The sequence below is a fragment of the Streptomyces sp. NPDC001599 genome, assembly GCF_042893535.1.
In the GTDB taxonomy this organism is placed as follows: domain Bacteria; phylum Actinomycetota; class Actinomycetes; order Streptomycetales; family Streptomycetaceae; genus Streptomyces.
The window spans coordinates 346,268-370,858 of the sequence record NZ_JBIAVA010000007.1; the positions used below are offsets into that span (position 1 = coordinate 346,268).

Consider the following 24,591-nt stretch of genomic DNA (forward strand, 5'->3'; position numbering starts at 1 on the left):
CCGCCGGCGCCCGCGCCGGGGGTCTCGCGGTCGGAGCCGGTCGCTTCGGGTGCGGGGGCTGCCGTGTGGCCCGAGGGCTCGGCCGCGTCGTCGTGACGTGGCTTCCTCAGTGGGCTGTCCCCGTTTGGGCCGTCGAGGTCGGTCCGGTCGGGTTCGCTTGTGCTGTTCGTCGGCGTGCCGCCGGCGTCGGGGGTCTCGGGAGCGGGGGCTGCCGTGTGGTTCGCGGGCTCGGCCGGGTCGTGGTTCGGATCGCGCAGGGGGGCGTCCCCGTCTCGGTCGGGGGCCGCCCGGCGGGGCTCGCTCGTGTACTCCGCCGGTCCGCCTGCGCCGCCCGCGCGCCCCGCGGTACCGCCCTCGGTCGCACCCCTCCCTGCCCCGGGCCCGGTCACAGGCCCGCCGATCGGGCCTCGCCCAGCTCGGTGAGGCGGTCGCGGAGGCGTTCCGCCTCGGCCGGGTCGAGGCCGGGGATGGTCGCGTCGGTCGCGGCGGCGGCCGTGTGCAGCTGCACGCTGGCCAGGCCGAAGTGGCGCTCGACCGGCCCGGAGGTCACCTCCACCAGCTGCATGCGCCCGTACGGGACGACGGTCTCCTCCCGCCACAGCACACCCCGGCTGATCAGCAGGTCGTCGGCGCGCTCGGCGTACCTCCAGGAGCGCCAGTTGCGCTCCAGCATCACCCAGCCCCAGGCCAGCAGCGCCAGCGGCAGGAGGGCCGGGGCGGCCCAGGCCGGGTCGAGGAACAGGGCGGGCAGCACACCGGCGGCGACCGCCAGCAGTCCCAGCCACACCACCAGCAACAGGCGGCGCAGGTGCAGCAGCCCCGGCGGCAGGCCGGTCCACACCGGCTCGTCCCTCGGCGCGGCCGACGGGTCGGACGGAGCCGCCCGCCCGGTCGCTTCCGCCGTGCCCGCTGTGCCCGCCGTGCCCGCGTCGTCCGGGCTCCCCGTCTCCATGGGGCCAGCGTACGTAGGGGAGACTGTGTTCATGACTCCTACGACGGAGACCACGGTCGGAATCGGCGGTGCCGCGGAGAGCACCGACATGGTGCTCAACATCGGGCCCCAGCACCCGTCCACCCACGGCGTGCTGCGGCTCAAGCTGGTTCTGGACGGCGAGCGCATCACGAGCGCGGAGCCGGTGATCGGCTACATGCACCGCGGCGCGGAGAAGCTGTTCGAGGCCCGTGACTACCGTCAGATCATCATGCTCGCCAACCGCCACGACTGGCTGTCGGCGTTCTCCAACGAGCTGGGCGTCGTCCTCGCCGTCGAGCGGATGCTCGGCATGGAGGTCCCCACGCGCGCGGTGTGGACGCGGACGCTCCTCGCCGAGCTGAACCGGGTGCTCAACCACCTGATGTTCCTCGGTTCGTATCCGCTGGAGCTGGGCGGCATCACCCCGGTCTTCTACGCCTTCCGGGAGCGGGAGGTCCTCCAGAACGTGATGGAGGAGGTCTCCGGCGGGCGCATGCACTACATGTTCAACCGCGTCGGCGGTCTCAAGGAGGACCTCCCGGCGGGCTGGACCACGCGCGCGCGTGCCGCCGTCGCCGCCGTGCGCTCGCGCATGGACGTCTTCGACGACCTGGTCCTGGGCAACGAGATCTTCCGCGGGCGTACGCGGGGCGTGGGCGCCCTGTCCGCCGAGGCCGTGCACGCCTACGGCGTCAGCGGTCCCATCGCGCGCGCCTCCGGCGTCGACTTCGACCTGCGCCGCGACGAGCCGTACCTCGCCTACGGCGAACTCCAGGACACCCTCAGGGTCGTCACCCGCACCGAGGGCGACTGCCTGGCGCGCTTCGAGTGCCTCCTGGAGCAGACGCACAACGCCCTCGACCTCGCCGACGCCTGCCTGGACCGCCTGGCCGAGCTGGCGCCGGGGCCGGTGAACCAGCGGCTCCCGAAGGTGCTGAAGGCGCCCGAGGGCCACACGTACGCCTGGACCGAGAACCCGCTCGGCATCAACGGGTACTACCTGGTCAGCAAGGGCGAGAAGACCCCGTACCGGCTGAAGCTGCGCTCGGCGTCGTACAACAACATCCAGGCGCTCGCCGAGCTGTTGCCCGGGACGCTGGTCGCGGACATGGTGGCGATCCTCGGGTCACTGTTCTTCGTGGTCGGCGACATCGACAAGTAGCGCCTCGGCGTCGACCGGCCCCACCGGCTGGAGCAGCCACCAGAAGTCGCCCAGGCCGCCGCGCGCGGTCAGCTCGGCGGCCTGGGACGCGCTCGCGAGGGCGCGCACGTAGGCAGCCGGATCGGTGGAGGCCAGCGCGAGCGGGGGGCGTGCGCCGGTGACACCGAGCGCGTGCAGGGCCTCGCGCTGGGGGCGCGTGAGCGCATTCGGGGGCGCGTGCTCCGGAGTGCACCTCGCGGTGTGGGCGGCCGCGCACGCGTCCAGAGCCACGTGTGCGGTGATGTCGCACGACCCGTCCGGCACCGGCTCCGTCTCCCGCCCCTCCCGGAAGCCCGTGAGCGTTCCGAACGGGGGGCGGGCGGCCGAGGTGTGCGCGTAGTCGGCGGCCACCGCGAGCCCGGCATCCAGCGCCGCCACGGCCGACGCCCAGGCCTCGTCGCGGGGGAGCCCGATCTCCGCGCGCCGCCCCTCCTCGGCGGGCAGCGGCCACCACCGGGCCAGCCACTCGGCCTCCGCCCCGGCCACCGGCTCCCCGAGCCGCTCGGCCCCGTCGCCCCGCACGAGCACCCGGCGCACCACGCCCGCGGCGTCCACCTCCGCCACGTCCACCGGTACGTTGTCCAGCCACTCGTTGGCGAACAGCAGCCCGGTGACGCCGTCCGGCGGCCGAGCGAGCCACCGTACCCGCCGGTCGAGGCCTTCGGGGCGGGCGGCGACCTCGACGGCGTACGCGCGCGTGCGGGCGGCCACGTCGGCGGGCAGGGCCGCCAGCACCCCGGCGACCAGCTCGCCCCGGCCGGCCGCCATGTCCACGAAGTCCAGCGAGGCAGGGCGCCCCAGCGCCTCGTCGACCCGGCACAGCAGCCGCGCCACGGCCCCCGCGAACAGGGGCGACGCGTGCACGGACGTGCGAAAGTGCCCCGCGGGGCCCGCCGTCGCCGCGCGGTAGAACCCCTCCGGTCCGTAGAGGGCCTCGTGGGTGGCCTCCCGCCAGCCCCGCCAGTCCCCCCGCGTCTCGGGAGCCCCTCTGAGCCCTGCCGTTCCTGGTGTCACAGGCCCAGGCTAGGGGCACAGAAGAGCGGTCCCTCCACCTTGCGGAGTATGCGCGGGCGATGCGGATCGGCCCTCCGGTTGACCCCTGCACCTATTCCGCTTCCCTACGCTGGGTTACGTGCAGCGCCTCTACGACTTCCTCCGCCGACACCCGACCGGTGTCGACTCGTTCTGGGCCTTCGTCGTGCTCGGAGTCTCCCTGGTCTCCGCGGCGACCCCGGGGACGCGGGCGGACGGCACGGACAGCCTGGCGCTGATCATCCCCTTCGTGGTGCTGCTCAGCGTCGTGATCGCGCAGCGCCAGCGGATGCCGGAGCGGATGCTGCTGCTCGCCGTCGCGCTGGGCGTGGGCCAACTGGTCTTCGACGTCTCGACGATGCCGGCCGACTTCGCCTTCCTGGTGATCATCTACACCGTCGCGGCGATCGGCGCCCGCTGGGCCTCCCGGACCGCGCTGGCCACGGGCCTGTGCGCGGCGCCCCTTGCCGCGCTGCGCTGGTCCGACAGCGAGCTGGGCATGGGCACCACCATCGCGGTGACGGTCTTCCAGGCGGTCCCCTTCGCCCTCGCCTGGGTGCTCGGCGACTCCATCCGCACCCGGCGCGCCTACTTCGCGCAGCTGGAGGAGCGCGCGACCCGGCTGGAGAAGGAGCGCGAGGCCCAGGCCAAGGTCGCGGTCGCCGCCGAACGCGCCCGGATCGCGCGCGAGCTGCACGACGTGGTCGCGCACAACGTCTCCGTCATGGTGGTGCAGGCCGACGGCGCCGCCTACGTCCTGGACGCGGCGCCCGACCAGGCGAAGAAGGCGCTGGAGACCATCTCCTCCACCGGCCGGCAGGCGCTCGCGGAGATGCGCCGCCTGCTCGGCGTGCTGCGCACCGGCGAGCACAAGGAGGCCGGGGAGTACGTGCCGCAGCCCGACGTCGAGCAGATCGAGGACCTCGTCGAGCAGTGCCGCACCTCCGGGCTGCCGGTCGACTTCAAGATCGAGGGCACCCCCCGGCAGCTGCCCAGCGGCGTGGAGCTGACCGCGTACCGCATCGTGCAGGAGGCGCTGACCAACACGCGCAAGCACGGCGGCGAGAACGCGGGCGCGAGCGTACGCCTGGTCTACTTCGACGACGGACTCGGACTGCTCATCGAGGACGACGGCAAGGGCGCCCCGCACGAGCTGTACGAGGAGGGCGGCTTCGACGGCCAGGGCCACGGGCTGATCGGCATGCGCGAGCGGATCGGCATGGTCGGCGGAACCCTGGACGCGGGCCCGCGTCCGGGCGGAGGATTCCGCATCAGTGCGCTGCTGCCGCTGAAACCCGCGCCCTGACCACCGGGCCCCCACGCACGTACCGCATTGACACCTGTAAGGAAGAGAAGGAAGAAGAGGCCCCGATGGCGATCCGCGTGATGCTCGTCGACGACCAGGTGCTGCTGCGCACCGGGTTCCGGATGGTGCTGGCGGCCCAGCCGGACATGGAGGTCGTCGCCGAGGCGGGCGACGGCGTCGAGGCGCTCCAGGTGCTGCGCTCGACCGCCGTGGACGTCGTCCTGATGGACGTCCGTATGCCCAAGCTCGACGGCGTGGAGACCACCAGCCGGATCTGTGTGGACCCGAACGCGCCGAAGGTGCTGATCCTGACCACCTTCGACCTCGACGAGTACGCGTTCTCGGCGCTGAAGGCGGGCGCCTCCGGCTTCATGCTCAAGGACGTGCCGCCCGGCGAGCTGCTCGCCGCGATCCGCTCCGTGCACAGCGGCGACGCGGTGGTCGCCCCGTCCACCACCCGGCGGCTCCTGGACCGGTTCGCGCCGATGCTGCCGGCCACCGGGCAGGAGCCCCGGCAGAAGGAGCTCCAGCGGCTCACCGAGCGGGAGCGCGAGGTGATGGTGCTGGTGGCGCAGGGCATGTCCAACGGCGAGATCGCGGCGCGGCTCGTGCTGTCCGAGGCGACCGTCAAGACCCATGTGGGCCGCATCCTGACCAAGCTGGGCCTGCGCGACCGCGTACAGGTGGTGGTCCTCGCCTACGAGACCGGGCTGGTGCGGGCCGGCGGCGGACACTGACGGGCCTGTGCGGAGGGCTCCGCGTCGGGCCGCGCGTCGATAGGGTCTGCGCATGCTCCTGTGGATCAACGGCCCCTTCGGGGGCGGAAAAACACAGACCGCGCACGAGATACGGCGTCGGCTCCCCGGCAGCGTCGTCTGCGACCCCGAGCACGCGGGCTTCGGGCTGCGCCGCATGCTGCCGCCCGAGCTGCGGGACGCCCGCGGCCGGAGGCCGCTGATCGACAACTTCCAGGACCTGGTCTCCTGGCGGCAGGGTGTCGTGGAGGTGCTGGACCTGGCGCTGACCAAGCACGACGGCGTGGTGATCGCGCCCATGACGGTCACCGACCCCGGGTACTTCGCCGAGACCGTCGGGCGACTGCGCGAACTGGGCCACGACGTCCACCACTTCAGCCTCCTCGCCGAACGCGAGACCGTCCTGCGGCGGCTGCGCGAGCGCGGCCTCGGGCACGCCCTGCGGTACGTGACGGGGAGGACGGGGCAGGGGAGCGGGCCGCGCCGGGAGAGCTGGGCCGTGCGACAGCTCGACCACTGCCTGGAGCGGCTGGCCGAGCCGGAGTTCGCCGAGCACCTGTGGACGGACCACACGACCGTCCCGAAGACCGCCGACCGCATCGCCGTCCTCGCGGGGCTCACCCTGAGGCCCAACAACGAGGGCGCGCTGCGCACCCGGATGCGGCAGGCGGGCGTCGGGATCCGGCACATCCGGGTCGACTGACACCGCCCCCTGGAGCGGGCGGCCCTAGCGCAGTATCCCCTCCAGGAAGTCGCTGCCCAGCCGGGCCACCACCGTGACGTCCAGCTGGTGCAGGACGTACCGGCCGCGGCGGCGGGTGGTGACCAGTCCGGCCTTCTTCAGCACGCCCAGGTGCCGGGATATCTCGGGCGCCGTCATGCCGTGCACCTGCGCCAGCTCGCCCGTGGTGTACGCACTGCGGGCCAGGTACCGGCAGATGCGCATCCGGACGGGGTGGGACAGCGCCGTCATCCGCATCGTGAGCTGCTCGACCGACGGCGGCGAGGCCAACTCGGGGGAGCCGACCGGGTAGTGCAGCACGGGCTGCCAGTCGTGCCGGTGCAGGACCATCAGGTGCGGCCAGCCCAGGCTGGTCGGGACCAGCAGCAGGCCGCCGTCCGCCGTCGCGGAACGCCCGTCGCCCAGCTTGTCGACGGTGATGCGGGCGGCGCCCTCGTCCAGGGCCACCGCCGGGGACACGGCGGTCAGCGCCTCGGCGAGGCCCTTGTGGCGCAGCAGGTCCGTCTTGCGGCGGGCGTCGGCCGCGAGCTGGTGGCGCAGCCGGGACCAGGCCTCGGCGAAGAACGCCTCGTCGCAGTCCCGGGCGAACTGCCGCAGCCAGTCCCGGATCCGCGGCGGATCGGCCAGCAGCCGCTCGCTGAAACGCAGCTGCTGCGGTCCCCGCGCGGCGGCCAGGTCCAGCGCGCGCCGGCGCACCTCGGGGTCGTCGAGCGCCGAGACCCCACCGGTGCTGTACGGCAGCGCGCAGGTGAACTCCAGGGCCGCGTCGACGAACTGCTCGTCGGACAGCTTGTCGAGCAGGTCCAGGTCGTCGGCGAGGGTGGCACCGGGCAGGGTGCTGCGGCCCGGCACCCCGGCGAACGGCATGAACAGGTCCGAGAACGTCGTCCGCCACAGGAAGTCGGCCTCGCACATCCGGTCCGCCAGGTGCGAGTCGAGCCGGGCGGTCACGCCCGTCACCCAGCCCTGAAGCCCGGGGTGGTGCCCCGGCTCGGACAGCGCGTGCAGCGCCATACCCAGCTCGGCCAGCGGAGAGGGCACGACGGCGACCCGCTCCGGCCGCAGCCCCGTGATGTCGATGCGCACGCTCATGCCCCCATGGTGCACGCCGCCACCGACAACGCCGCCGCCGATTGACCGCCGTCGTCAATCGTCGCGACGGCGGACGCGGACGGGAGCAGGCTGGACCCGTCGGGACCGTCGGGACCGTCGGGACCGTCGGGGGAGCCGGGGGGCTCTTTCCGTCCCGCGTCCTCGCCCCGACCTCCTCACATCCTCACGTTCGCGTCTCCACGTCGAAGGCGATCCGCCATGAGCATCACGCAGCAGTACCTCCTGGACACCTACCGGGCCCGGCAGCACGGCGAGCCCCCGCCGCCCGCGCCCGGCACCCACGACCGGCGCGTCGTGCGCGCGTGGCACGACCGCCGCCGGTTCCAGGCCGTGCTCGCCGGCCGCCCGGCGCGCGGGCGGGTACGGCGGGCCCTGCGCCGGTGGTGGTCCCGGTGGCCGCGCACCCTGGGCTGACCGGCCGGGCGGCCCGCGTCAGGCCGTCAGCCGGGCGGCGAAGTCGGCGACCGCCGCCCGCACCTCCTCGGCCGTCCACTCCAGTCCCGACTCGCCCACCCCGACCTCGGTGAGGGCGATCCCGGGGCCCCTCGCGTCCCAGGGCTGGGAGAACAGCATCGTTCCGGTCTCCTCGGCCTGCCGGAGCGCCGCCTCGCTCGCGGCGTCGGGGTCGCAGGGCAGCCAGACCTGGAACTCGTGCGTGTGCGGCACCTCGGGGTGCACCCGCGCCCACGGCAGCCCGGCCGCCGCGAGTCCCTCGCGCAGCGCGGCCGCCACCACGCGCGCGTGGGCCACGTACGAGGGCAGCCGGGGCAGCTCGCGCTCCAGGCCGGCCAGGGCGGACAGCGCCGTGGGGAACTGCTGGAACACCTGGCCGCCGTACCGGTGGCGCCAGGCCTTCGCCTCCTCGACCAGCGTCCGGGGACCGGCCAGGGCGGCGCCGCCGTAGCCCTTGAGGGACTTGTAGAACGAGACGTACACGCTGTCCGCCAGGCCCGCGATCTCGGCCAGGGGGCGGCCGAAGTGGACGGTGCACTCCCACAGGCGGGCCCCGTCGAAGTGGACCACCGCGTCGCGCTCCCGGGCTGCCTCGACGACCTCGGTGAGCTCCTCCCAGGTGGGCAGCAGGTATCCGGGCTCCCTGAGCGGCAGTTCCAGCATGAGCGCGCCGAACGGCTCCTCGAAACCGCGTACCTCGTCTGCGGTCGGCGGCCGTGGCGCGTCGGTCAGCCGTACGGGACGCAGGCCGCTGACCCGGCTGAGGGCGTCGCGCTCGTGCACTTCGGGATGGGCGAGCCCGTGCAGGGCGACGACCGGGTTGCCGGTGCGGCCCGCCCAGCAGCGCAGGGCCACCTGCTGGGCCATGGTCCCGGTCGGGAAGAAGGCGGCGGCCTCCGTGCCGAGCAGGGCGGCGGTCCTCTCCTCCAGGGCCGCCACGACGCCGTTGCCGTACATGTCGGAGGGCTCGTCGAGGTCGTACAGCTCCTCGGCCCCGTCGAGCAGGGCGATGCGCTCGCGCAGGGTCGTGATGAAGCCAGGGCGGGCGAGTACGCGCCGCGCGCCGCTGAGGGCGGCCACGCGTCGCGCCCGGCTGCGCCTGTTCCGCTGCTCCTCCGACTCGTCCTGTGCTGCCGACGCTTCCGGTCCGGCCAGTGCCGCCGGCTCTTCCTGTTCTGCCGTGTCGCTCATGCAGGGATCATGTCGCGCGTTCCGCGCGCGGGGCACCCGGTTTCCGCTCACTTTCCGACACGCGCGCGGGGTGTGTGCTCCGGCGCCGCACGGAAACCCACAGCCTGTGGACAACCGGACGTCGCCCGGACCGATCGCGTTAACATGACGAGAAATCGTCCGGTACCCCGAGCGGACTGGAACGGGAAGGCCGTCGTCGCGTGAACACAACCCCACAGGCAGACCCCAAGGACCGCCCCGCGCGGCTCACCGTAGGCGTCGTCGGCGCCGGGCGGGTGGGCCCCGCGCTGGCCGCGTCCCTCCAACTCGCCGGCCACCGTCCGGTGGCCGTCTCCGGGGTCTCCGACGCCTCCAGAAGGCGTGCCGCCGCCCTCCTCCCCGACGTGCCGCTCATGACGCCCGCGGAGGTCCTCCGGCACGCCGAGCTGGTCCTGCTGACCGTTCCCGACGACGCCCTGCCCGGGCTGGTGACCGGGCTCGCCGAGACGGGGGCGGTGCGTCCGGGCCAACTGCTGGTGCACACCTCCGGGCGGTACGGAGCGAGGGTCCTGGACCCCGCGCTGCGCGCCGGCGCCCTGCCGCTGGCCCTGCACCCGGCGATGACCTTCACCGGCACCCCGGTGGACGTCCAGCGCCTGGCCGGCTGCTCGTTCGGCGTCACCGCGCCCGAGGAGCTGCGGCTGGCCGCCGAGGCCCTGGTCATCGAGATGGGTGGCGAGCCGGAGTGGATCGCCGAGGACAGGCGCCCGCTGTACCACGCGGCGCTGGCCCTGGGCTCCAACCACCTGATCACCCTGGTCGCCCAGTCCATGGAGCTGCTGCGCACGGCCGGCGTGGCGGCCCCCGACCGGATGCTCGGCCCGCTGCTCGGCGCCTCCCTCGACAACGCGCTGCGCTCCGGCGACGCGGCCCTCACCGGCCCCGTCGCGCGCGGCGACGCGGGCACGGTCGCCGCGCACATCGTGGAGCTGCGCGAACACGCCCCGCAGGCCGTCGCCGGCTACCTGGCGATGGCCCGCGCGACCGCCGACCGCGCCCTGGACCACGGCCTGCTGAAGGCCGAACTCGCCGAGGACCTGCTCGGTGTCCTCGCCGAGGGCTCCACGGGCACGGACCCCACCGGCCCCGACAGCACCGGCGGCCCCGCCGACGTCACGGGAGGCCCGGTCGCGGACGGACCCCCCGGCCCGGAACGCACGCCCGGCGGAAACACGGTCTCCGACGCCGAGGGCACCCCCGGTCCGGAGGACCCCCCGAGGCCCGACGGCCCCACCGGCACCGACGACGGAGACGCCCGATGACGATCCCCACCGCTCCCGTCCTCCTGCGCACCGCCGACGAGCTGCACGCGCGCGTGCGCCGCGGCCGCCGGGCCGTCGTGATGACCATGGGTGCCCTGCACGAGGGCCACGCCACCCTGATCCGCACGGCGCGCGACCTCGCCGGACCGGACGGCGAGGTCGTCGTCACGGTCTTCGTGAACCCGCTCCAGTTCGGCGCAGGCGAGGACCTCGACCGCTACCCGCGCACCCTGGACGCCGACCTGGAGATCGCCGGAGGCGCGGGTGCCGACGCCGTCTTCGCCCCCGCGGTCGACGAGGTCTACCCGGGCGGCGAACCCCAGGTGCGCATCACCGCGGGCCCCATGGGCGAACGCCTGGAGGGCGCCTCCCGGCCCGGCCACTTCGACGGCATGCTCACCGTCGTCGCCAAGCTCCTCCACCTCACCCGCCCCGACCTCGCCCTCTACGGACAGAAGGACGCCCAGCAGCTGGCGCTGATCCGCCGCATGGTCCGCGACCTGAACTTCGGCATGGAGATCGTCGGCGTCCCCACCGTGCGGGAGGAGGACGGCCTCGCCCTGTCCAGCCGCAACCGCTACCTCTCGACGCCGGAGCGCCGCACCGCCCTGGCACTCTCGCAGGCCCTCTTCGCAGGGCTGGACCGGCATGCCGCCCAGGAGGCGCTGTGCGCCCGGGCCCGCGAGGTGCCCGCCACCCAGGCCCGCGCCGAGGCGCTCAGCGCCCTGGGCGAGTCCCGCGCGGCGGCCGACGCCCACGCCGTCGCCACCTCCGCCCCCGGCAGCGCCACGGCCGTCCGGGACGCCGCGCGCCTGGTGCTGGACGACGCCGCCCGGGCCACCCCGCCCCTGGAGCTGGACTACCTCGCCCTGGTCGACCCGTCCGACTTCACCGAGATCGGCGACGACCACACCGGCGAGGCCGTCCTCGCCGTCGCCGCCCGGGTCGGCGCGACCCGCCTGATCGACAACGTCCACCTCACCTTCGGACCCCTCGGAGCCGCCTCGTGACCAGCACAGGCATACGACTGCACGCCCCCGCGCCCGGCTGGGCCATCGCCGCGGACGTGGTGGTCGTCGGCTCCGGCGTCGCGGGCCTGACCGCGGCCCTGCGCTGCGAGTCCGCCGGTCTGCGGACCGTCGTCGTCACCAAGGCCCGCCTGGACGACGGCTCCACCCGCTGGGCCCAGGGCGGCGTCGCCGCGGCCCTCGGCGAGGGCGACACCCCCGAGCAGCACCTGGACGACACCCTGGTCGCCGGTGCCGGCCTGTGCGACGAGGAAGCGGTCCGCATCCTGGTCACCGAGGGCCCCGACGCCGTACGCCGGCTCATCGCGACCGGCGCGCACTTCGACGAGTCCACCGAGGGCGGCCTGGCCCTCACCCGCGAGGGCGGCCACCACCGCCGCCGCATCGCCCACGCGGGCGGCGACGCCACGGGCGCCGAGATCTCCCGCGCCCTGGTCGAGGCGGTACGCGCGCGAAGCATCCGCACCGTCGAGAACGCCCTCGTACTGGACCTCCTCACGGACGCCGAGGGCCGCACCGCGGGCGTCACCCTGCACGTCATGGGCGAGGGTCAGCACGACGGCGTCGGGGCGGTCCACGCCCCCGCGGTCGTCCTCGCCACCGGCGGCATGGGCCAGGTCTTCTCGGCGACGACGAACCCCTCCGTCTCCACGGGCGACGGAGTGGCCCTCGCCCTGCGCGCCGGCGCCGAGGTGAGCGATCTCGAATTCGTCCAGTTCCACCCCACCGTCCTCTTCCTGGGCGCGGACGCCGAGGGCCAGCAGCCCCTGGTCTCCGAGGCGGTACGCGGCGAGGGCGCCCACCTGGTCGACGCGGACGGCGTGCGCTTCATGCAGGGGCAGCACGAACTGGCGGAACTCGCCCCGCGGGACATCGTCGCGAAGGCCATCACACGCCGCATGCAGGAGCACGGCGCCGACCACATGTACCTGGACGCCCGCCACTTCGGCAGGACGATGTGGGAGCAGCGCTTCCCCACGATCCTCGCCGCCTGCCGCGCCCACGGCATCGACCCGGTCACCGAACCGGTCCCCGTCGCCCCGGCCGCCCACTACGCCTCGGGCGGCGTCCGCACCGACGCCCACGGCCGTACGACGGTCCCCGGCCTGTACGCCTGCGGCGAGGTCGCCTGCACGGGCGTGCACGGCGCCAACCGACTGGCCTCCAACTCCCTCCTCGAGGGCCTGGTCTACGCCGAACGCATCGCGGCCGACATAGCGGCCGCCCACACGGCCGGCACCCTCCACGCGCGCGTACCGGCCCCCGTCCCGCACTCGGACCACCCGCGACACCCCCTCCTCCCTCCCGAGACGCGCCTCACCATCCAGCGGATCATGACGGAGGGCGCCGGGGTCCTGCGCTCGGCGGACTCCCTCGCGCGCGCGGCCGACCGGCTGCACGGCCTCCACACCGAGGCCCGCGAGGCCCTGCACGAGCACGGCAAGACCTCCGAGCCCGGTGTCGACACCTGGGAGGCCACCAACCTCCTGTGCGTGGCCCGCGTCCTGGTCGCCGCGGCGGCACGGCGTGAGGAGACCCGCGGCTGCCACTGGCGCGAGGACCACGCGGACCGCGACGACACCACGTGGCGCCGCCACGTCGTCGTACGGCTGAACCCGGATCGCACCCTCGCCGTGCATACCACGGACACGCCAGAATTCCCCCCGACCGTCCACGGCGCCCAGCCGACGCACCGTCCCCAGGAGCAGTGACAGCAGTGAACCCCTCCGACCCCACCGAACTCCCCCTCGCCTCCGACGGAGGCTGCGGCGACGGCTGCGCCTGCGGCGCGGAGACCGAAGAAGAAACCTTCATGGAGTGCGGCCTCGACCCCGCCCTCGCGGCACTCCTGCTGGACTCCGGACTCGACCCCGTCGAGGTCGAGGACATCGCGAACGTCGCCATCCAGGAGGACCTGGCCGGCGGCGTGGACGTGACGACGGTGGCGACCATCCCCGAGGACGCCGTGGCCACGGCCGACTTCACCGCCCGCGAGGCGGGCGTCGTGGCGGGCCTCAGGGTCGCCGAGGCGGTGCTGTCGGTCGTCTGCACGGACGAGTTCGAGGTGGAGCGCCACGTCGAGGACGGCGACCGCGTGGAGGAGGGCCAGAAGCTCCTCTCCGTCACCACCCGCACCCGCGACATCCTGACCGCGGAGCGCAGCGCGCTGAACCTCCTGTGCCGCATGTCCGGCATCGCGTCGGCCACGCGCGCGTGGGCGGACGCCCTGGACGGCACGAAGACCAAGGTCCGCGACACCCGCAAGACGACGCCGGGCCTGCGCGGTCTGGAGAAGTTCGCGGTCCGCTGCGGCGGCGGGGTCAACCACCGCATGTCCCTCTCGGACGCGGCCCTGGTCAAGGACAACCACGTGGTCGCCGCGGGCGGCGTCGCCGAGGCCTTCAACGCCGTGCGCGAGAGCTTCCCCGAGGTGCCCATCGAGGTCGAGGTCGACACCCTGCACCAGCTGCGCGAGGTGGTGGACGCGGGCGCCGACCTCATCCTCCTGGACAACTTCACCCCGGACGAGTGCGAGGAGGCGGTCGCCCTGGTCGCCGGCCGCGCCGCGCTGGAGGCCTCGGGCCGCCTGACCCTCACCAACGCCAAGGCGTACGCGGCCACGGGCGTCGACTACCTGGCCGTGGGCGCTCTCACCCACAGCTCCCCGATCCTGGACATCGGCCTGGACCTGCGAGCGGCGGAGTAGACGCCATGCTGCTGACGATCGACGTAGGCAACACGCACACCGTCCTCGGCCTCTTCGACGGCGAGGACATCGTCGAGCACTGGCGCATCTCCACGGACTCGCGCCGCACGGCCGACGAACTGGCGGTCCTCCTCCAGGGCCTCATGGGCATGCACCCCCTCCTCGGCGACGAGCTGGGCGACGGCATCGACGGCATCGCCATCTGCGCGACGGTCCCCTCCGTCCTCCACGAACTCCGCGAGGTCACCCGCCGCTACTACGGCGACGTCCCCGCGGTCCTCGTCGAACCGGGCGTCAAGACCGGCGTCCCGATCCTCACCGACCACCCCAAGGAGGTCGGCGCGGACCGCATCATCAACGCGGTCGCGGCCGTCGAGCTCTACGGCGGCCCGGCGATCGTCGTGGACTTCGGCACGGCGACGACGTTCGACGCGGTCAGCGCGCGCGGGGAGTACATCGGCGGCGTCATCGCCCCCGGCATCGAGATCTCGGTCGAGGCGCTCGGCGTCAAGGGCGCCCAGCTCCGCAAGATCGAGGTGGCGCGCCCCCGCAGCGTGATCGGCAAGAACACGGTCGAGGCGATGCAGTCCGGCATCGTGTACGGCTTCGCAGGCCAGGTCGACGGTGTCGTCAACCGCATGGCGCGGGAGCTGGCCGACGACCCGGACGACGTGACGGTCATCGCGACGGGAGGGCTGGCGCCGATGGTGCTGGGCGAGTCCTCGGTCATCGACGAGCACGAGCCGTGGCTGACGCTGATGGGTCTGCGGCTGGTGTACGAGCGCAACGTGTCGCGCATGTAGGCACCCCGGGGTGGGTGCGGGCGCGAGGGTGACGCGGCCCGGCGTAGCGGGGTGCCTCCCCCAGTGCCTGAACGGCCTGGGAGGTACCCCCACCGCCCACCCGTGCCGCCCCAGCGGCACGACTGCCCGCAGCGGCGGCGGGGCGCGGCGACTGCCCGCGGCGACTGCCGCTACCCGCACCTCCACCACACCCGCGCAGGCCGCCGCAGGCACCCGCATCCGGGTGGGGGTATGCGCCACACCCGCGCACCCTATGCGGGGTTTGTCTGATTAGCGCGTATCGTCGCCGCATGCCCACGCCCTACGGACCCCGCGGCGGCATGGCGTTCGGTGCTCAGGAGCTTCGCGTGCTCCGGCGAGCCCTCGCCCTCGCCCTGAACCCCAGCCCGGTCTCGGCCCAGGAGGCCCAGGACTGCCTCCACCTCGCAGACTCGCTCGACGAGGCGATGCGGGAGGGCGCCCGGCTGAACGCCTTCCTGACGGCCGACCTGGCCCGGTACCGCGCCGCCCTCCCCGGCACCGCAAGCGGCTACCTCGCACTCCTGGACGAGGCGCTGGGCGCGGGCCACCGCCCCGGGGCGGACGACCTGGCCGCCCTGGGGGCCCTGCGCGGCAACCCCGCCGCAGCCGCCCTCCTGGCCCGCTGCGCCCCCGAGACGTCCACCCCGTCCGTCGTGTCCACCGTCACCCTCCCCGCCGCCCGCACCCACCTCCACGCCGTCCCCGGCGGCCGCCAGTCCGGCAAGGAGCCCCCGCAGAAGCCCGCCGCGAAACCGGCCCCCCGTCCCACCCCCGCCCCCGCCGCCCCCAAGCGCCCCGTCCCCACCCCAGGCGAGGTCTTCCCGCCCCGCAAGCCCGCCCCGCCGGCCCCGCCCGCCCCGGACACCCGGTACCACCTGGCCGCCGGCTGACGGCGCCTGGCTACCCTGGTCCCATGGACTACGTCTCCGCGCTCCTGCCCCCGGCCGTCATGGCCGTCTTCTTCATCGGCTTGATCCGGGTGATCGTGAAGACCCAGGGCGGCGCCAACAAGGCCAAGGAGGACGCGGTCGTCGACGCCGCCCTCGCACGGGCGGAGGGCGCCCGACAGCAGTCGCCCCACCCCGAGGCCTGACCGGCCGGCGAACCCGGCGTACGGCTCCCGCGTACGGCTCACTCTCCCGAGGAGCCGTACGCCCCTTTTGTGCCCGTTTTCCGGCGAAGGCGCACGTCCGGCACGCGATCGCTCCGATCTCCCACTATCGTTCGAAGCGTGCCTCGCCCATTGGGAGAACTCGAAGACTCGGTCATGACGAGGGTGTGGAAGTGGAACCGCCCCGTGACCGTTCGAGAAGTCCTGGAAGACCTGCAACAGGAACGGTCCATCGCGTACACCACCGTGATGACCGTTTTGGACAATCTCCATCAGAAGGGCTGGGTGCGCCGCGAGTCCGAAGGCCGGGCCTATCGATATGAGGCGGTCTCCACTCGCGCCGCCTACGCCGCCGCCCTCATGAACGACGCCTGGTCCCAGAGCGACAACCCCGCCGCCGCCCTCGTCGCCTTCTTCGGCATGATGAGCGAGGAACAGCGCCAGGCGCTCGGAGACGCCATCCGCATCGTGCAGGGACCGGAAACCCCCGCGCCGGGACCCGGCGCGGTAGCGGACGGCGGCGAGCGATAGCGTCCCCACATGCCAAATGCCATCAGCGTCCGGCGGGCCCGCACCAGGGATGTCCCGGACGTACGCCGACTCCTCGACACGTACGTCGGTGACCGCATCCTGCTCGACAAAGCGATGGTGACGCTTTACGAGAGCATCCAGGAGTTCTGGGTCGCGGAACGGGACGACAACGCCGAGGTGGTCGGCTGCGGCGCGCTGCACGTGATGTGGGAAGACCTGGCGGAAGTGCGGACTCTCGCGGTGAAGCCCGGCCTGAAGGGCGCGGGCGTCGGCCACAAGCTGCTGGAGAAGTTGCTGGACACGGCCCGCCTGCTCGGTGTTCGCCGCGTTTTCTGTCTGACCTTCGAAGTGGACTTCTTCGTCAAGCACGGCTTCGTGGAGATCGGGGAGACACCTGTTGACCCCGATGTGTACGCGGAGCTGCTGCGTTCCTATGACGAGGGCGTTGCGGAGTTCCTGGGGCTCGAACGAGTGAAACCGAACACCTTGGGCAACAGCCGGATGCTTCTGCATCTGTGATCGCCGCCCGGCGGTAGGCATCCACGCCCCTGGGCAGCCCTTCGCAGTCGTTCGAGGTTTATTCCACCGACGTGCCCTTCATGGGTTCCCTATGTCCGAAACGCGCATGTTTCCGGCCCGGAGTCGAGCTACCGGTCTCTGCCGGGGGTTTGTGTTTTTCCGGCAAAAGCGGTTTGCTTTCCGGCGTACTGCAGTACTGCATATAACAAGGGACGGCGATACGGCGGACGCCGACGGACCCCCGGCCCTCACGTTATCGATGAAAGGAAATCCGGTGGCACAGAAGGTTCAGGTCCTTCTTGTCGACGACCTCGACGGCGGCGAGGCAGACGAGACCGTGACGTTCGCACTGGACGGCAAGACCTACGAGATCGACCTCACCACCGCCAACGCGGACAAGCTCCGCGGTCTTCTCGATCCGTACTTGAAGGGTGGCCGTCGTACCGGGGGCCGTGCCTCGGGCGGCCGCGGCAAGGCGCGCGCCGCTTCCGGGGGCAGCCAGGACACCGCGGCGATCCGCGCCTGGGCCAAGGAGAACGGCTGGGACGTCAACGACCGGGGCCGCGTCCCGGCGAAGGTCCGCGAGGCGTACGAGCAGGCCAACGGCTGATCACCCGCCCCGCGCCACGCCCCGCGCCATGACCCACGCCACGGGCTACGCCACCGGCCGCGCCGGCGGCGGGCGGCCGGCGGTGAGCCGGACCCGGTGGCACTGCGTGGCCAGTGTGCGGACCAGCCGGGCGAGATCCAGGACGGTTCCGGCGCGGCCGAGGGCCGACAGCGCCGGCAGCGAGGACCCCGCCTCGCACCCCGGCTCCGGGGGTCGCAGCCAGACGGCGGCCCCCCGCACGCCGTCGCGCTCCGGGGGACGCGGCGGCGGCCCGGCCGGGCCGGGCTCCGGGACGACCGTGACGACCGGGACAAGGGGCGCCTCCACGAGGCCGCCCGCTCCGACCGCCGTCAGGTCGAGCGCCAGCGAGCCCCACTCCAGCCACTCCAGCAGCCCGGGCAGCTCCTCCGCGCCGCCCGCCGCCACGAGCAGCTGCATCCGCTCGCCCCGGACGGCCACCGGGAACCCCAGCGGGCCCCGTCCGGGCCGGCGGAGCCGCTCCAGCGTCGCGTACCCCGCGGCGGCCGGCACGTCCAGGACGTCGAAGCGGACGCCCGTGCGCAGCCGCACCGGCTCCCCGGGCGCCGTCGGCCACCCGAGCACGCTCTCGTACCACCACCGTGTCCGCTCCCACGCCGATCCGCCGTCCCCGGTGGGCCGGCGGGGCGACGGCACGACGGCGGACGCGGGAGCGAGGGGGACCGGGTGCGAGGCGCCAACCATGCCAAGTGCAACAGTCGAAAGAGCACTCGGGTTACGCTGGGTGGTGACATGAGTGCACAGAGTGTCGGAGGAGGGCGTCAAAAGGGGGCGTGCGGGGGTGCGGGGAGGCGCAAGGTTGTTCGCCCGTAGCGGAGGGAACCGGTGCGCGCGGCATGGAGTGTCAGTCCCCGCGGGTAAGACATCCCTAGTGGGAGGGGGCGACATGCAGATCGGGCCGTCTCGCGTTCGCCATCGGCGTACTGGCGAGTGGGGTAAGTGCCTGGCCTGCGGGAACATCGTCTCGCACCATCGGGTTGTGGCAGATGTCGGCGTCAGGGGTCAGGAGGCCATCGACGGTGTCGGCAGTTGGAATGAGCGGTCCCCGCTTGCGGGACTAAGCTGCGGAAGGACAGGGAGGGGAAGTTCCCCCCACTGCCTGACCGCTCTGAGGAGCGATTAACGATGTTCGAGAGGTTCACCGACCGCGCGCGGCGGGTTGTCGTCCTGGCTCAGGAAGAAGCCCGGATGCTCAACCACAACTACATCGGCACCGAGCACATCCTCCTGGGCCTGATCCACGAGGGTGAGGGTGTCGCCGCCAAGGCCCTTGAGAGCCTCGGGATTTCGCTCGAGGCGGTCCGCCAGCAGGTGGAGGAGATCATCGGCCAGGGCCAGCAGGCCCCGTCCGGCCACATCCCCTTCACCCCCCGTGCCAAGAAGGTTCTGGAGCTGTCGCTCCGCGAGGCCCTCCAGCTGGGCCACAACTACATCGGCACGGAGCACATCCTGCTCGGCCTGATCCGCGAGGGCGAGGGCGTCGCCGCCCAGGTCCTGGTCAAGCTGGGCGCAGATCTGAACCGGGTGCGGCAGCAGGTCATCCAGCTGCTCTCCGGTTACCAGGGCAAGGAGACCGCCACCGCCGGCGGTCCTGCGGAGGGCACCCCCTCCACGTCCCTGGTCCTCGACCAGTTCGGCCGGAACCTCACCCAGGCCGCTCGTGAGTCCAAGCTCGACCCGGTCATCGGGCGCGAGAAGGAGATCGAGCGGGTCATGCAGGTGCTGTCCCGCCGTACGAAGAACAACCCGGTGCTGATCGGTGAGCCCGGCGTCGGCAAGACCGCCGTCGTCGAGGGCCTCGCGCAGGCCATCGTCAAGGGCGAGGTGCCCGAGACCCTCAAGGACAAGCACCTCTACACCCTGGACCTCGGCGCCCTGGTCGCCGGCTCCCGCTACCGCGGTGACTTCGAGGAGCGCCTGAAGAAGGTGCTCAAGGAGATCCGCACCCGCGGCGACATCATCCTGTTCATCGACGAGCTGCACACGCTGGTCGGTGCGGGTGCCGCCGAGGGCGCCATCGACGCCGCGTCGATCCTCAAGCCGATGCTGGCCCGCGGTGAGCTGCAGACCATCGGTGCGACCACGCTGGACGAGTACCGCAAGCACCTGGAGAAGGACGCGGCCCTCGAGCGCCGTTTCCAGCCGATCCAGGTCGCGGAGCCGTCGCTGCCGCACACGATCGAGATCCTCAAGGGCCTGCGCGACCGCTACGAGGCCCACCACCGCGTCTCCATCACGGACGAGGCCCTCGTCCAGGCGGCGACGCTCGCCGACCGCTACATCTCGGACCGCTTCCTGCCGGACAAGGCGATCGACCTGATCGACGAGGCCGGTTCCCGGATGCGCATCCGCCGGATGACCGCGCCGCCGGACCTCCGCGAGTTCGACGAGAAGATCGCCGGCGTCCGCCGCGACAAGGAGTCCGCGATCGACTCGCAGGACTTCGAGAAGGCCGCCTCCCTGCGTGACAAGGAGAAGCAGCTCCTGGCCGCCAAGGCCAAGCGGGAGAAGGAGTGGAAGGCCGGCGACATGGACGTCGTGGCCGAGGTCGACGGCGAGCTGATCGCCGAGGTCCTCGCCACGGCGACGGGCATCCCGGTCTTCAAGCTCACGGAGGAGGAGTCGTCCCGCCTGCTGCGCATGGAGGACGAGCTCCACAAGCGGGTCATCGGTCAGAAGGACGCCGTCAAGGCGCTCTCCAAGGCGATCCGCCGTACCCGTGCCGGCCTGAAGGACCCGAAGCGTCCCGGTGGCTCGTTCATCTTCGCCGGCCCGTCCGGTGTCGGTAAGACCGAGCTGTCCAAGGCGCTCGCCGAGTTCCTCTTCGGTGACGAGGACGCGCTGATCTCCCTCGACATGTCGGAGTTCAGCGAGAAGCACACGGTCTCGCGTCTCTTCGGTTCGCCCCCCGGCTACGTGGGCTACGAGGAGGGCGGCCAGCTGACGGAGAAGGTCCGCCGCAAGCCGTTCTCGGTCGTCCTCTTCGACGAGGTCGAGAAGGCCCACCCGGACATCTTCAACAGCCTTCTGCAGATCCTGGAGGACGGTCGCCTGACCGACTCCCAGGGCCGGGTCGTGGACTTCAAGAACACGGTCATCATCATGACGACCAACCTCGGCACCCGGGACATCTCCAAGGGCTTCAACCTCGGCTTCGCCGCCGCGGGTGACACGAAGTCCAACTACGAGCGCATGAAGAACAAGGTCCAGGACGAGCTGAAGCAGCACTTCCGGCCCGAGTTCCTCAACCGTGTCGACGACGTGGTCGTCTTCCCGCAGCTCAGCCAGGACGACATCCTGAAGATCGTCGACCTGATGATCGACAAGGTGGACGAGCGCCTCAAGGACCGGGACATGGGCATCGAGCTCTCCCAGTCCGCCAAGGAGCTGCTGTCCAAGCGGGGCTACGACCCGGTGCTGGGTGCGCGTCCGCTGCGCCGCACGATCCAGCGCGAGGTCGAGGACTCGCTGTCGGAGAAGATCCTCTTCGGCGAGCTGCGTCCCGGTCACATCGTGGTGGTGGACACCGAGGGCGAGGGCGACACGGCGACCTTCACCTTCCGGGGCGAGGAGAAGTCGACCCTCCCCGACGTCCCGCCGATCGAGCAGGCGGCCGGGGGCGGCGCGGGTCCGAACCTGAGCAAGGAGGCGTAGCCCTCCGGGGTGAGCCGGGAAAGGGGCTGCTCCGGGACTTCGGTCCCGGAGCAGCCCCTTTCCGCGTCGGCCGTCGGCCGTCGGCCGTCGAGCGTCAGGACAACTGGCCGTCGTAGTCCGGGAGCTTGAACGTCTTCTCGGCGTGGCCGCCCGACAGGTCGGTGGCGCTGTTGCCGATGTTCGCGATGATCGTGTAGCCCTTCGACTCGATCTCGGCGCGCTGTTCGGTCTTGTACTCGGCGACGTCCTTGAACAGGTCCAGGAAGCCCCGGACGTACAGCCCCGAGGACTCGTACCCGGCGTGGGCGAGGTTCCACTCGGTGGGCGCCTCGATGATGCCGGGGCGGGCGGTCACGAAGAACAGGGCGACGCCGTGCTCCTGGGCGTACTCGGCGACCTCCAGGACCGGCCGGTTGGCGGGCTGGGGGTAGCTGAAGCCGAAGTCCGTCTCCAGGGAGGTGTTGTCGATGTCGAGGACGACGGCCTGCTTCTCACCGGGGACGGAGTCGGCGATCCGCTCCTTCAGGTACGGCAGCGCCGCGTCCATGACGGCCCGGCAGTCCCGCTGCCAGGTGGCGTAGTCGACGTCGGCGGCGGCCGCCGTCACCGCCGCGGGCGGGGTCTCGGCCGGGGCGGCGACGGACGGCGTGACGGTCGCGGTGAGCGCCGCCGCGACCACGGCGGCCGTGCCGGCGGCCCGGGTCCAGGTGCGGCGCCGGGTCTGTCTGGTCTGTCCGTTCTGAACGGTCATGGGGGGTGGGGTCCTCTCATGCCTGCCTGCGCGGATGCCTGACGGCAAAGTTGTCGCGTGCATGCTTGCCCCAGCAAGTGGCCGGACGGCAACGATTGGGTTACTGAGCAGTAGTCAGCCGTCCGACCTGCGCGTCCGCACCTGCGTCCGCGCCTGCGCCTACGCCGTGATCTCCACCCCGTCCGGCACGTTCCGCACCCGCGGCAGCCGGGGATTGACCCGCAGCACCCGCAGCCGGGGGAAGCCGGAGAGCCACGAGACGTCCGTGTCGGGCAGCTCCGCGTTGAGCCACAGGTGGGTCAGCTGGTCGGGCAGCAGTCCCGCCAGCAGCTCCTCGGCCCGCATCACCCCGGCCACCTGGATGCGCGGACGCCCGCCGAGTTCGCGCAGCGCCGCCAGCTCGGCGGTGTCGGCGACCGGGAAGTAGAGGCCGTCCGGGTCCAGGTGGGCGATGATCTCCTGGGCGTACCGCTCGGTGTCGAAGTGCCGCCAGCCCCGGGCCAGTTCGGTGCGCACCGGCAGGGCGGCACGGGTGCGCAGCCGGACCAGGTAGTCGATGGCCGCGTCGTCCTGGACGCGGGTCGCGGTGGAGGCGAGCAGCAGGGCCTGCCGGTCGTCGGGCACCTGACCCGGGTCGGGCAGCAGCTCGAGCACGATCGGGCCGACCCAGCCGAGCCCCCGGGCGGCCAGCTCCGTCGTCGGGCGCACCAGGTTCTTGGTGCGGTCGTGGACGAGCCGCTGGACGGCCGGGTCGAGCTCGGTGACGTGGTCCAGGCAGGCCGCGGCCATCAGCCTGCGGTGGTTGATCTGCGGGCGGCGCAGTCCCGGCGCGGGCGCCAGCAGCCGTTCCAGGAACTGGGCGCACTCCTCGGGGCGGGCGTGGGCGGCGGCCATGCGGATGACCTCCTCCCACTCGGACTGGTGGGCGTGGTCCACCAGCGTGGGGAAGCGGCCGCGGGCCACGATCTCCTTGGCGGCCAGGTAGTCCTGGAAGGTGCGGTGGACGAAGTCGACCGACTCGCCCGACCGTTCGCGCAACAGGCCCGTACGGTGCAGCAGATGCCGGAAGATCTCCGCACCGTCCCCCTGTGCGCGGGCGGCGGGCATCGCGGGCAGCGCGGCGTCCAGGATGCCGACCGCCCGCTCCCGGGTCAGCTCGGAGGCGTCCTCCTCCAGCATGGCGTGGGCCAGCTTCTGCAACAGCCGTTCCCTGGTGCTCTGCTGGAGCCGCACGTCGTCGGCGTACAGGACGTCCCGTTCGGGGTCGCGGCGCTGGAGCAGCATCTCCAGGGCGGCGTCGTACAGCTCCTTGCGGCCGCTGGGCAGGGAGCCCGCCCGGTCCCGGTTGAGGGCGCATATCAGGCCGCACATCAAGGGGTTGGTGGCGAGCTGGCGCAGTTCGCGGTAGATCCGTACGGAGTGCAGCAGCCGCTGCTCGTACTCGTCCAGCGTGCGGCGCTCCCGCTCGCGTTCCCGCGGGCCGGGGGAGCGGCTCTGCTCGTCGAGGCGGGCCGCCGAGTGCCAGTCCCGGATGAACCGGGTCACCCGGTCCCGGGACATGGGCGCCAGCGACAGCTCGACGAAGTCCTCCTCGGCCAGCCCGCCGCCCGACAGCCAGCCGTCGGCGACGGCGGACGGCCGGGAGGTGACCAGGCAGCCGTTGCCGGAGAAGACGCGCAGCAGCCGGCGGAGCCGGTCGCGCAGCTCGCCGCGGGTCTTCTCCGGCGCCTCGTCGATGCCGTCGACCAGCAGCAGGGCCCGGCCCGCGAGCAGGGTGCGCACCACCCACCCCTCCGGGGCCCGGTCGGCGAGCGGGTGCCGGACCGCGTGCAGGAAGTCGTCCGGGGCCGGGAAGCCCTCGCGGGCGAAGCGGCGCACGGGCAGCACGAAGGGGATCCGGGAGCCCTCCCGGGCGGCGGCCACGGCCAGCCACTGCACCAGGGTCGTCTTGCCCGAACCCGCGCCGCCGCGCAGCAGCACCCGGTCGTGGTCCTCCAGGGCGCGGTCCGCGAGCAGCACGGTGCGCTGCTCGTCCTCGGTTCCGCCCACCCCGCCGCTGCGCTCCTCCGCCTCCAGGCTCAGGTAGGTCTCCTCCAGCGGCCAACGGTCGGGCGCGTTGGGGAAGTCCACGCCGACGATGGTCAGCCAGCCGTGCCGCCGGGCCACCCACTCGGCGTACTCGGCCTCGAACGCCACGTCCTCCTCCGGTCGTTCGGCGTGCCGGGCCGCCGCCTCGGCGTCCCCCAGGTCGACCAGCTGGGCGATCCGGCTCGCCCGCCCCGGCAGTTGCCGCTGGAGGTAGGCGGAGCGCCGCACCAGGTGGTGCAGGACGTGCAGGCACACCGACACCAGCAGCGCGTCGTGGAACCAGGCCGCGTCCGGCGACAGTTCCCGGTCGGCGCCCTGCACCGCGCCCCGCAGCCGCCGCGCGTAGTCCTGCGGACCCAGCCGTACGGCGTCGGCGTCGGTGACGTCGACCTCGGCGATGGCGAGCAGGGTGCGGGCCAGGACGTCGACGACCGGGGCCAGTTCGGCGGTGGGCGCGGCATGCCGCTCGGCGGCGAGGTGCACCAGGTCGGCGGCGGTGCGGTGGACGTCGTCCGGGGTGGCCGCGGCCCTGGCACCGCGCCAGGAGACGAGGCCGGGGACCGGTTCGGAGAAGACCGGTGGGCGGGCGGGGTCGCGGAAGAGCCGGTGGACGAGGGGGGCGGCGAGACGGGAGGGCGTGCGGACGACGGCATCCATGAAGG

23 protein-coding genes are annotated in these 24,591 nt (G+C 72.9%); 16 read left to right on the forward strand and 7 right to left on the reverse strand.

Annotated features, from left to right (window positions below; translation table 11 throughout):
• Positions 1 to 385: 385 nt before the first annotated feature.
• Positions 386 to 952, reverse strand: coding sequence for a PH domain-containing protein (locus tag ACFYZ3_RS20485; RefSeq protein WP_388519466.1), 567 nt, complete (start codon positions 950 to 952; stop codon positions 386 to 388).
• A gap of 31 nt (positions 953 to 983) precedes the next feature.
• On the opposite strand from ACFYZ3_RS20485, the gene ACFYZ3_RS20490 reads away from it, so the two are divergent.
• Positions 984 to 2,135: an NADH-quinone oxidoreductase subunit D gene (locus ACFYZ3_RS20490; protein ID WP_388519468.1), complete on the forward strand. Its 1,152-nt coding sequence runs from the start codon at positions 984 to 986 to the stop codon at positions 2,133 to 2,135.
• On the opposite strand, the gene ACFYZ3_RS20495 is transcribed toward ACFYZ3_RS20490, so the two are convergent.
• Positions 2,100 to 3,188, reverse strand: coding sequence for an SAM-dependent methyltransferase (locus ACFYZ3_RS20495; RefSeq protein WP_388519470.1), 1,089 nt, complete (start codon positions 3,186 to 3,188; stop codon positions 2,100 to 2,102). The two genes, ACFYZ3_RS20490 and ACFYZ3_RS20495, sit on opposite strands and share 36 nt — an antisense overlap.
• Positions 3,189 to 3,306: 118 nt before the next feature.
• Here ACFYZ3_RS20495 and ACFYZ3_RS20500 point away from each other — a divergent pair, with 118 nt between their 5' ends.
• The 3 genes from ACFYZ3_RS20500 to ACFYZ3_RS20510 all read left to right on the forward strand — a co-directional run bounded on the left by ACFYZ3_RS20500 (position 3,307) and on the right by ACFYZ3_RS20510 (position 5,970).
• Complete coding sequence (locus ACFYZ3_RS20500) at positions 3,307 to 4,512, forward strand: sensor histidine kinase (RefSeq protein ID WP_388519473.1); 1,206 nt, start codon at positions 3,307 to 3,309, stop codon at positions 4,510 to 4,512.
• Between the two features lie 65 nt (positions 4,513 to 4,577).
• A complete protein-coding gene (locus ACFYZ3_RS20505) occupies positions 4,578 to 5,249 on the forward strand; it encodes a response regulator (protein ID WP_388519476.1) in 672 nt (223 codons plus the stop codon).
• A 52-nt stretch (positions 5,250 to 5,301) separates the two neighbouring features.
• Positions 5,302 to 5,970 carry an AAA family ATPase gene (locus ACFYZ3_RS20510; protein WP_388519478.1) on the forward strand — a complete coding sequence of 223 codons (669 nt, stop codon included), beginning with the start codon at positions 5,302 to 5,304 and terminating at the stop codon, positions 5,968 to 5,970.
• Between the two features lie 24 nt (positions 5,971 to 5,994).
• Here ACFYZ3_RS20510 and ACFYZ3_RS20515 read toward each other — a convergent pair whose 3' ends face one another.
• Positions 5,995 to 7,101: a DUF5937 family protein gene (locus ACFYZ3_RS20515; protein WP_388519481.1), complete on the reverse strand. Its 1,107-nt coding sequence runs from the start codon at positions 7,099 to 7,101 to the stop codon at positions 5,995 to 5,997.
• A 219-nt stretch (positions 7,102 to 7,320) separates the two neighbouring features.
• On the opposite strand from ACFYZ3_RS20515, the gene ACFYZ3_RS20520 reads away from it, so the two are divergent.
• Positions 7,321 to 7,536, forward strand: coding sequence for a hypothetical protein (locus ACFYZ3_RS20520; RefSeq protein WP_388519484.1), 216 nt, complete (start codon positions 7,321 to 7,323; stop codon positions 7,534 to 7,536).
• Between the two features lie 18 nt (positions 7,537 to 7,554).
• On the opposite strand, the gene ACFYZ3_RS20525 is transcribed toward ACFYZ3_RS20520, so the two are convergent.
• The gene (locus tag ACFYZ3_RS20525; RefSeq protein ID WP_388519486.1) at positions 7,555 to 8,766 is read right to left on the reverse strand and encodes a threonine aldolase family protein; all 1,212 of its coding nucleotides are present in this window, start codon (positions 8,764 to 8,766) and stop codon (positions 7,555 to 7,557) included.
• A 200-nt stretch (positions 8,767 to 8,966) separates the two neighbouring features.
• Here ACFYZ3_RS20525 and ACFYZ3_RS20530 point away from each other — a divergent pair, with 200 nt between their 5' ends.
• From ACFYZ3_RS20530 to ACFYZ3_RS20575, 10 genes are all read left to right on the forward strand, one after another.
• A complete protein-coding gene (locus tag ACFYZ3_RS20530) occupies positions 8,967 to 10,067 on the forward strand; it encodes a DUF2520 domain-containing protein (RefSeq protein ID WP_388519489.1) in 1,101 nt (366 codons plus the stop codon).
• Entirely contained in the window at positions 10,064 to 11,077 is a 1,014-nt protein-coding gene (panC, locus tag ACFYZ3_RS20535; protein WP_388519492.1) for a pantoate--beta-alanine ligase, read from the forward strand. Before ACFYZ3_RS20530 ends, panC begins: the two co-directional genes overlap by 4 nt.
• Positions 11,074 to 12,807, forward strand: coding sequence for an L-aspartate oxidase (locus ACFYZ3_RS20540; protein ID WP_388519495.1), 1,734 nt, complete (start codon positions 11,074 to 11,076; stop codon positions 12,805 to 12,807). The genes panC and ACFYZ3_RS20540 overlap by 4 nt, the downstream gene beginning before the upstream one ends.
• A 5-nt stretch (positions 12,808 to 12,812) precedes the next feature.
• Positions 12,813 to 13,802: a carboxylating nicotinate-nucleotide diphosphorylase gene (gene nadC / locus ACFYZ3_RS20545; protein WP_388519635.1), complete on the forward strand. Its 990-nt coding sequence runs from the start codon at positions 12,813 to 12,815 to the stop codon at positions 13,800 to 13,802.
• Between the two features lie 5 nt (positions 13,803 to 13,807).
• The gene (locus tag ACFYZ3_RS20550; RefSeq protein WP_003975453.1) at positions 13,808 to 14,605 is read left to right on the forward strand and encodes a type III pantothenate kinase; all 798 of its coding nucleotides are present in this window, start codon (positions 13,808 to 13,810) and stop codon (positions 14,603 to 14,605) included.
• A gap of 290 nt (positions 14,606 to 14,895) precedes the next feature.
• Positions 14,896 to 15,516 carry a hypothetical protein gene (locus ACFYZ3_RS20555; protein ID WP_388519498.1) on the forward strand — a complete coding sequence of 207 codons (621 nt, stop codon included), beginning with the start codon at positions 14,896 to 14,898 and terminating at the stop codon, positions 15,514 to 15,516.
• Between the two features lie 23 nt (positions 15,517 to 15,539).
• On the forward strand, positions 15,540 to 15,719 hold the full coding sequence (locus ACFYZ3_RS20560) for a membrane protein (protein WP_011028944.1): 180 nt from the start codon (positions 15,540 to 15,542) through the stop codon (positions 15,717 to 15,719).
• Positions 15,720 to 15,869: 150 nt separating this feature from the next.
• Positions 15,870 to 16,268 carry a BlaI/MecI/CopY family transcriptional regulator gene (locus tag ACFYZ3_RS20565; protein ID WP_361012408.1) on the forward strand — a complete coding sequence of 133 codons (399 nt, stop codon included), beginning with the start codon at positions 15,870 to 15,872 and terminating at the stop codon, positions 16,266 to 16,268.
• Positions 16,269 to 16,277: 9 nt separating this feature from the next.
• Positions 16,278 to 16,787 (forward strand): amino-acid N-acetyltransferase, encoded by a 510-nt coding sequence (locus tag ACFYZ3_RS20570; protein WP_388519501.1) that lies wholly within the window; start codon positions 16,278 to 16,280, stop codon positions 16,785 to 16,787.
• Positions 16,788 to 17,061: 274 nt separating this feature from the next.
• Entirely contained in the window at positions 17,062 to 17,397 is a 336-nt protein-coding gene (locus tag ACFYZ3_RS20575; RefSeq protein WP_003975458.1) for an Lsr2 family protein, read from the forward strand.
• A 45-nt stretch (positions 17,398 to 17,442) separates the two neighbouring features.
• Here the strand turns inward: ACFYZ3_RS20575 and ACFYZ3_RS20580 are convergent, their stop codons facing one another.
• Entirely contained in the window at positions 17,443 to 18,120 is a 678-nt protein-coding gene (locus ACFYZ3_RS20580) for an SCO3374 family protein (protein WP_388519504.1), read from the reverse strand.
• Positions 18,121 to 18,561: 441 nt separating this feature from the next.
• On the opposite strand from ACFYZ3_RS20580, the gene ACFYZ3_RS20585 reads away from it, so the two are divergent.
• A complete protein-coding gene (locus tag ACFYZ3_RS20585) occupies positions 18,562 to 21,090 on the forward strand; it encodes an ATP-dependent Clp protease ATP-binding subunit (protein ID WP_115742736.1) in 2,529 nt (842 codons plus the stop codon).
• 94 nt (positions 21,091 to 21,184) lie between these two features.
• Here the strand turns inward: ACFYZ3_RS20585 and ACFYZ3_RS20590 are convergent, their stop codons facing one another.
• Positions 21,185 to 21,841: an HAD family acid phosphatase gene (locus ACFYZ3_RS20590; protein ID WP_388519507.1), complete on the reverse strand. Its 657-nt coding sequence runs from the start codon at positions 21,839 to 21,841 to the stop codon at positions 21,185 to 21,187.
• 159 nt (positions 21,842 to 22,000) lie between these two features.
• Positions 22,001 to 24,586, reverse strand: a complete 2,586-nt coding sequence (locus tag ACFYZ3_RS20595; RefSeq protein WP_388519510.1) for an NACHT domain-containing protein — start codon at positions 24,584 to 24,586, stop codon at positions 22,001 to 22,003.
• Positions 24,587 to 24,591: the final 5 nt, after the last annotated feature.

What these genes read in the sequence shown, in the direction of transcription:
- ACFYZ3_RS20485 (WP_388519466.1), bottom strand. Translation starts at nt 952, where the DNA reads ATGGAGACGGGGAGCCCGGACGACGCGGGCACGGCGGGCACAGCGGGC.
- ACFYZ3_RS20490 (WP_388519468.1), top strand. Translation starts at nt 984, where the DNA reads ATGACTCCTACGACGGAGACCACGGTCGGAATCGGCGGTGCCGCGGAG.
- ACFYZ3_RS20505 (WP_388519476.1), top strand. Translation starts at nt 4,578, where the DNA reads ATGGCGATCCGCGTGATGCTCGTCGACGACCAGGTGCTGCTGCGCACC.
- ACFYZ3_RS20510 (WP_388519478.1), top strand. Translation starts at nt 5,302, where the DNA reads ATGCTCCTGTGGATCAACGGCCCCTTCGGGGGCGGAAAAACACAGACC.
- ACFYZ3_RS20515 (WP_388519481.1), bottom strand. Translation starts at nt 7,101, where the DNA reads ATGAGCGTGCGCATCGACATCACGGGGCTGCGGCCGGAGCGGGTCGCC.
- ACFYZ3_RS20520 (WP_388519484.1), top strand. Translation starts at nt 7,321, where the DNA reads ATGAGCATCACGCAGCAGTACCTCCTGGACACCTACCGGGCCCGGCAG.
- ACFYZ3_RS20525 (WP_388519486.1), bottom strand. Translation starts at nt 8,766, where the DNA reads ATGAGCGACACGGCAGAACAGGAAGAGCCGGCGGCACTGGCCGGACCG.
- panC (WP_388519492.1), top strand. Translation starts at nt 10,064, where the DNA reads ATGACGATCCCCACCGCTCCCGTCCTCCTGCGCACCGCCGACGAGCTG.
- ACFYZ3_RS20550 (WP_003975453.1), top strand. Translation starts at nt 13,808, where the DNA reads ATGCTGCTGACGATCGACGTAGGCAACACGCACACCGTCCTCGGCCTC.
- ACFYZ3_RS20555 (WP_388519498.1), top strand. Translation starts at nt 14,896, where the DNA reads ATGCCCACGCCCTACGGACCCCGCGGCGGCATGGCGTTCGGTGCTCAG.
- ACFYZ3_RS20560 (WP_011028944.1), top strand. Translation starts at nt 15,540, where the DNA reads ATGGACTACGTCTCCGCGCTCCTGCCCCCGGCCGTCATGGCCGTCTTC.
- ACFYZ3_RS20570 (WP_388519501.1), top strand. Translation starts at nt 16,278, where the DNA reads ATGCCAAATGCCATCAGCGTCCGGCGGGCCCGCACCAGGGATGTCCCG.
- ACFYZ3_RS20580 (WP_388519504.1), bottom strand. Translation starts at nt 18,120, where the DNA reads ATGGTTGGCGCCTCGCACCCGGTCCCCCTCGCTCCCGCGTCCGCCGTC.
- ACFYZ3_RS20585 (WP_115742736.1), top strand. Translation starts at nt 18,562, where the DNA reads ATGTTCGAGAGGTTCACCGACCGCGCGCGGCGGGTTGTCGTCCTGGCT.
- ACFYZ3_RS20590 (WP_388519507.1), bottom strand. Translation starts at nt 21,841, where the DNA reads ATGACCGTTCAGAACGGACAGACCAGACAGACCCGGCGCCGCACCTGG.
- ACFYZ3_RS20595 (WP_388519510.1), bottom strand. Translation starts at nt 24,586, where the DNA reads ATGGATGCCGTCGTCCGCACGCCCTCCCGTCTCGCCGCCCCCCTCGTC.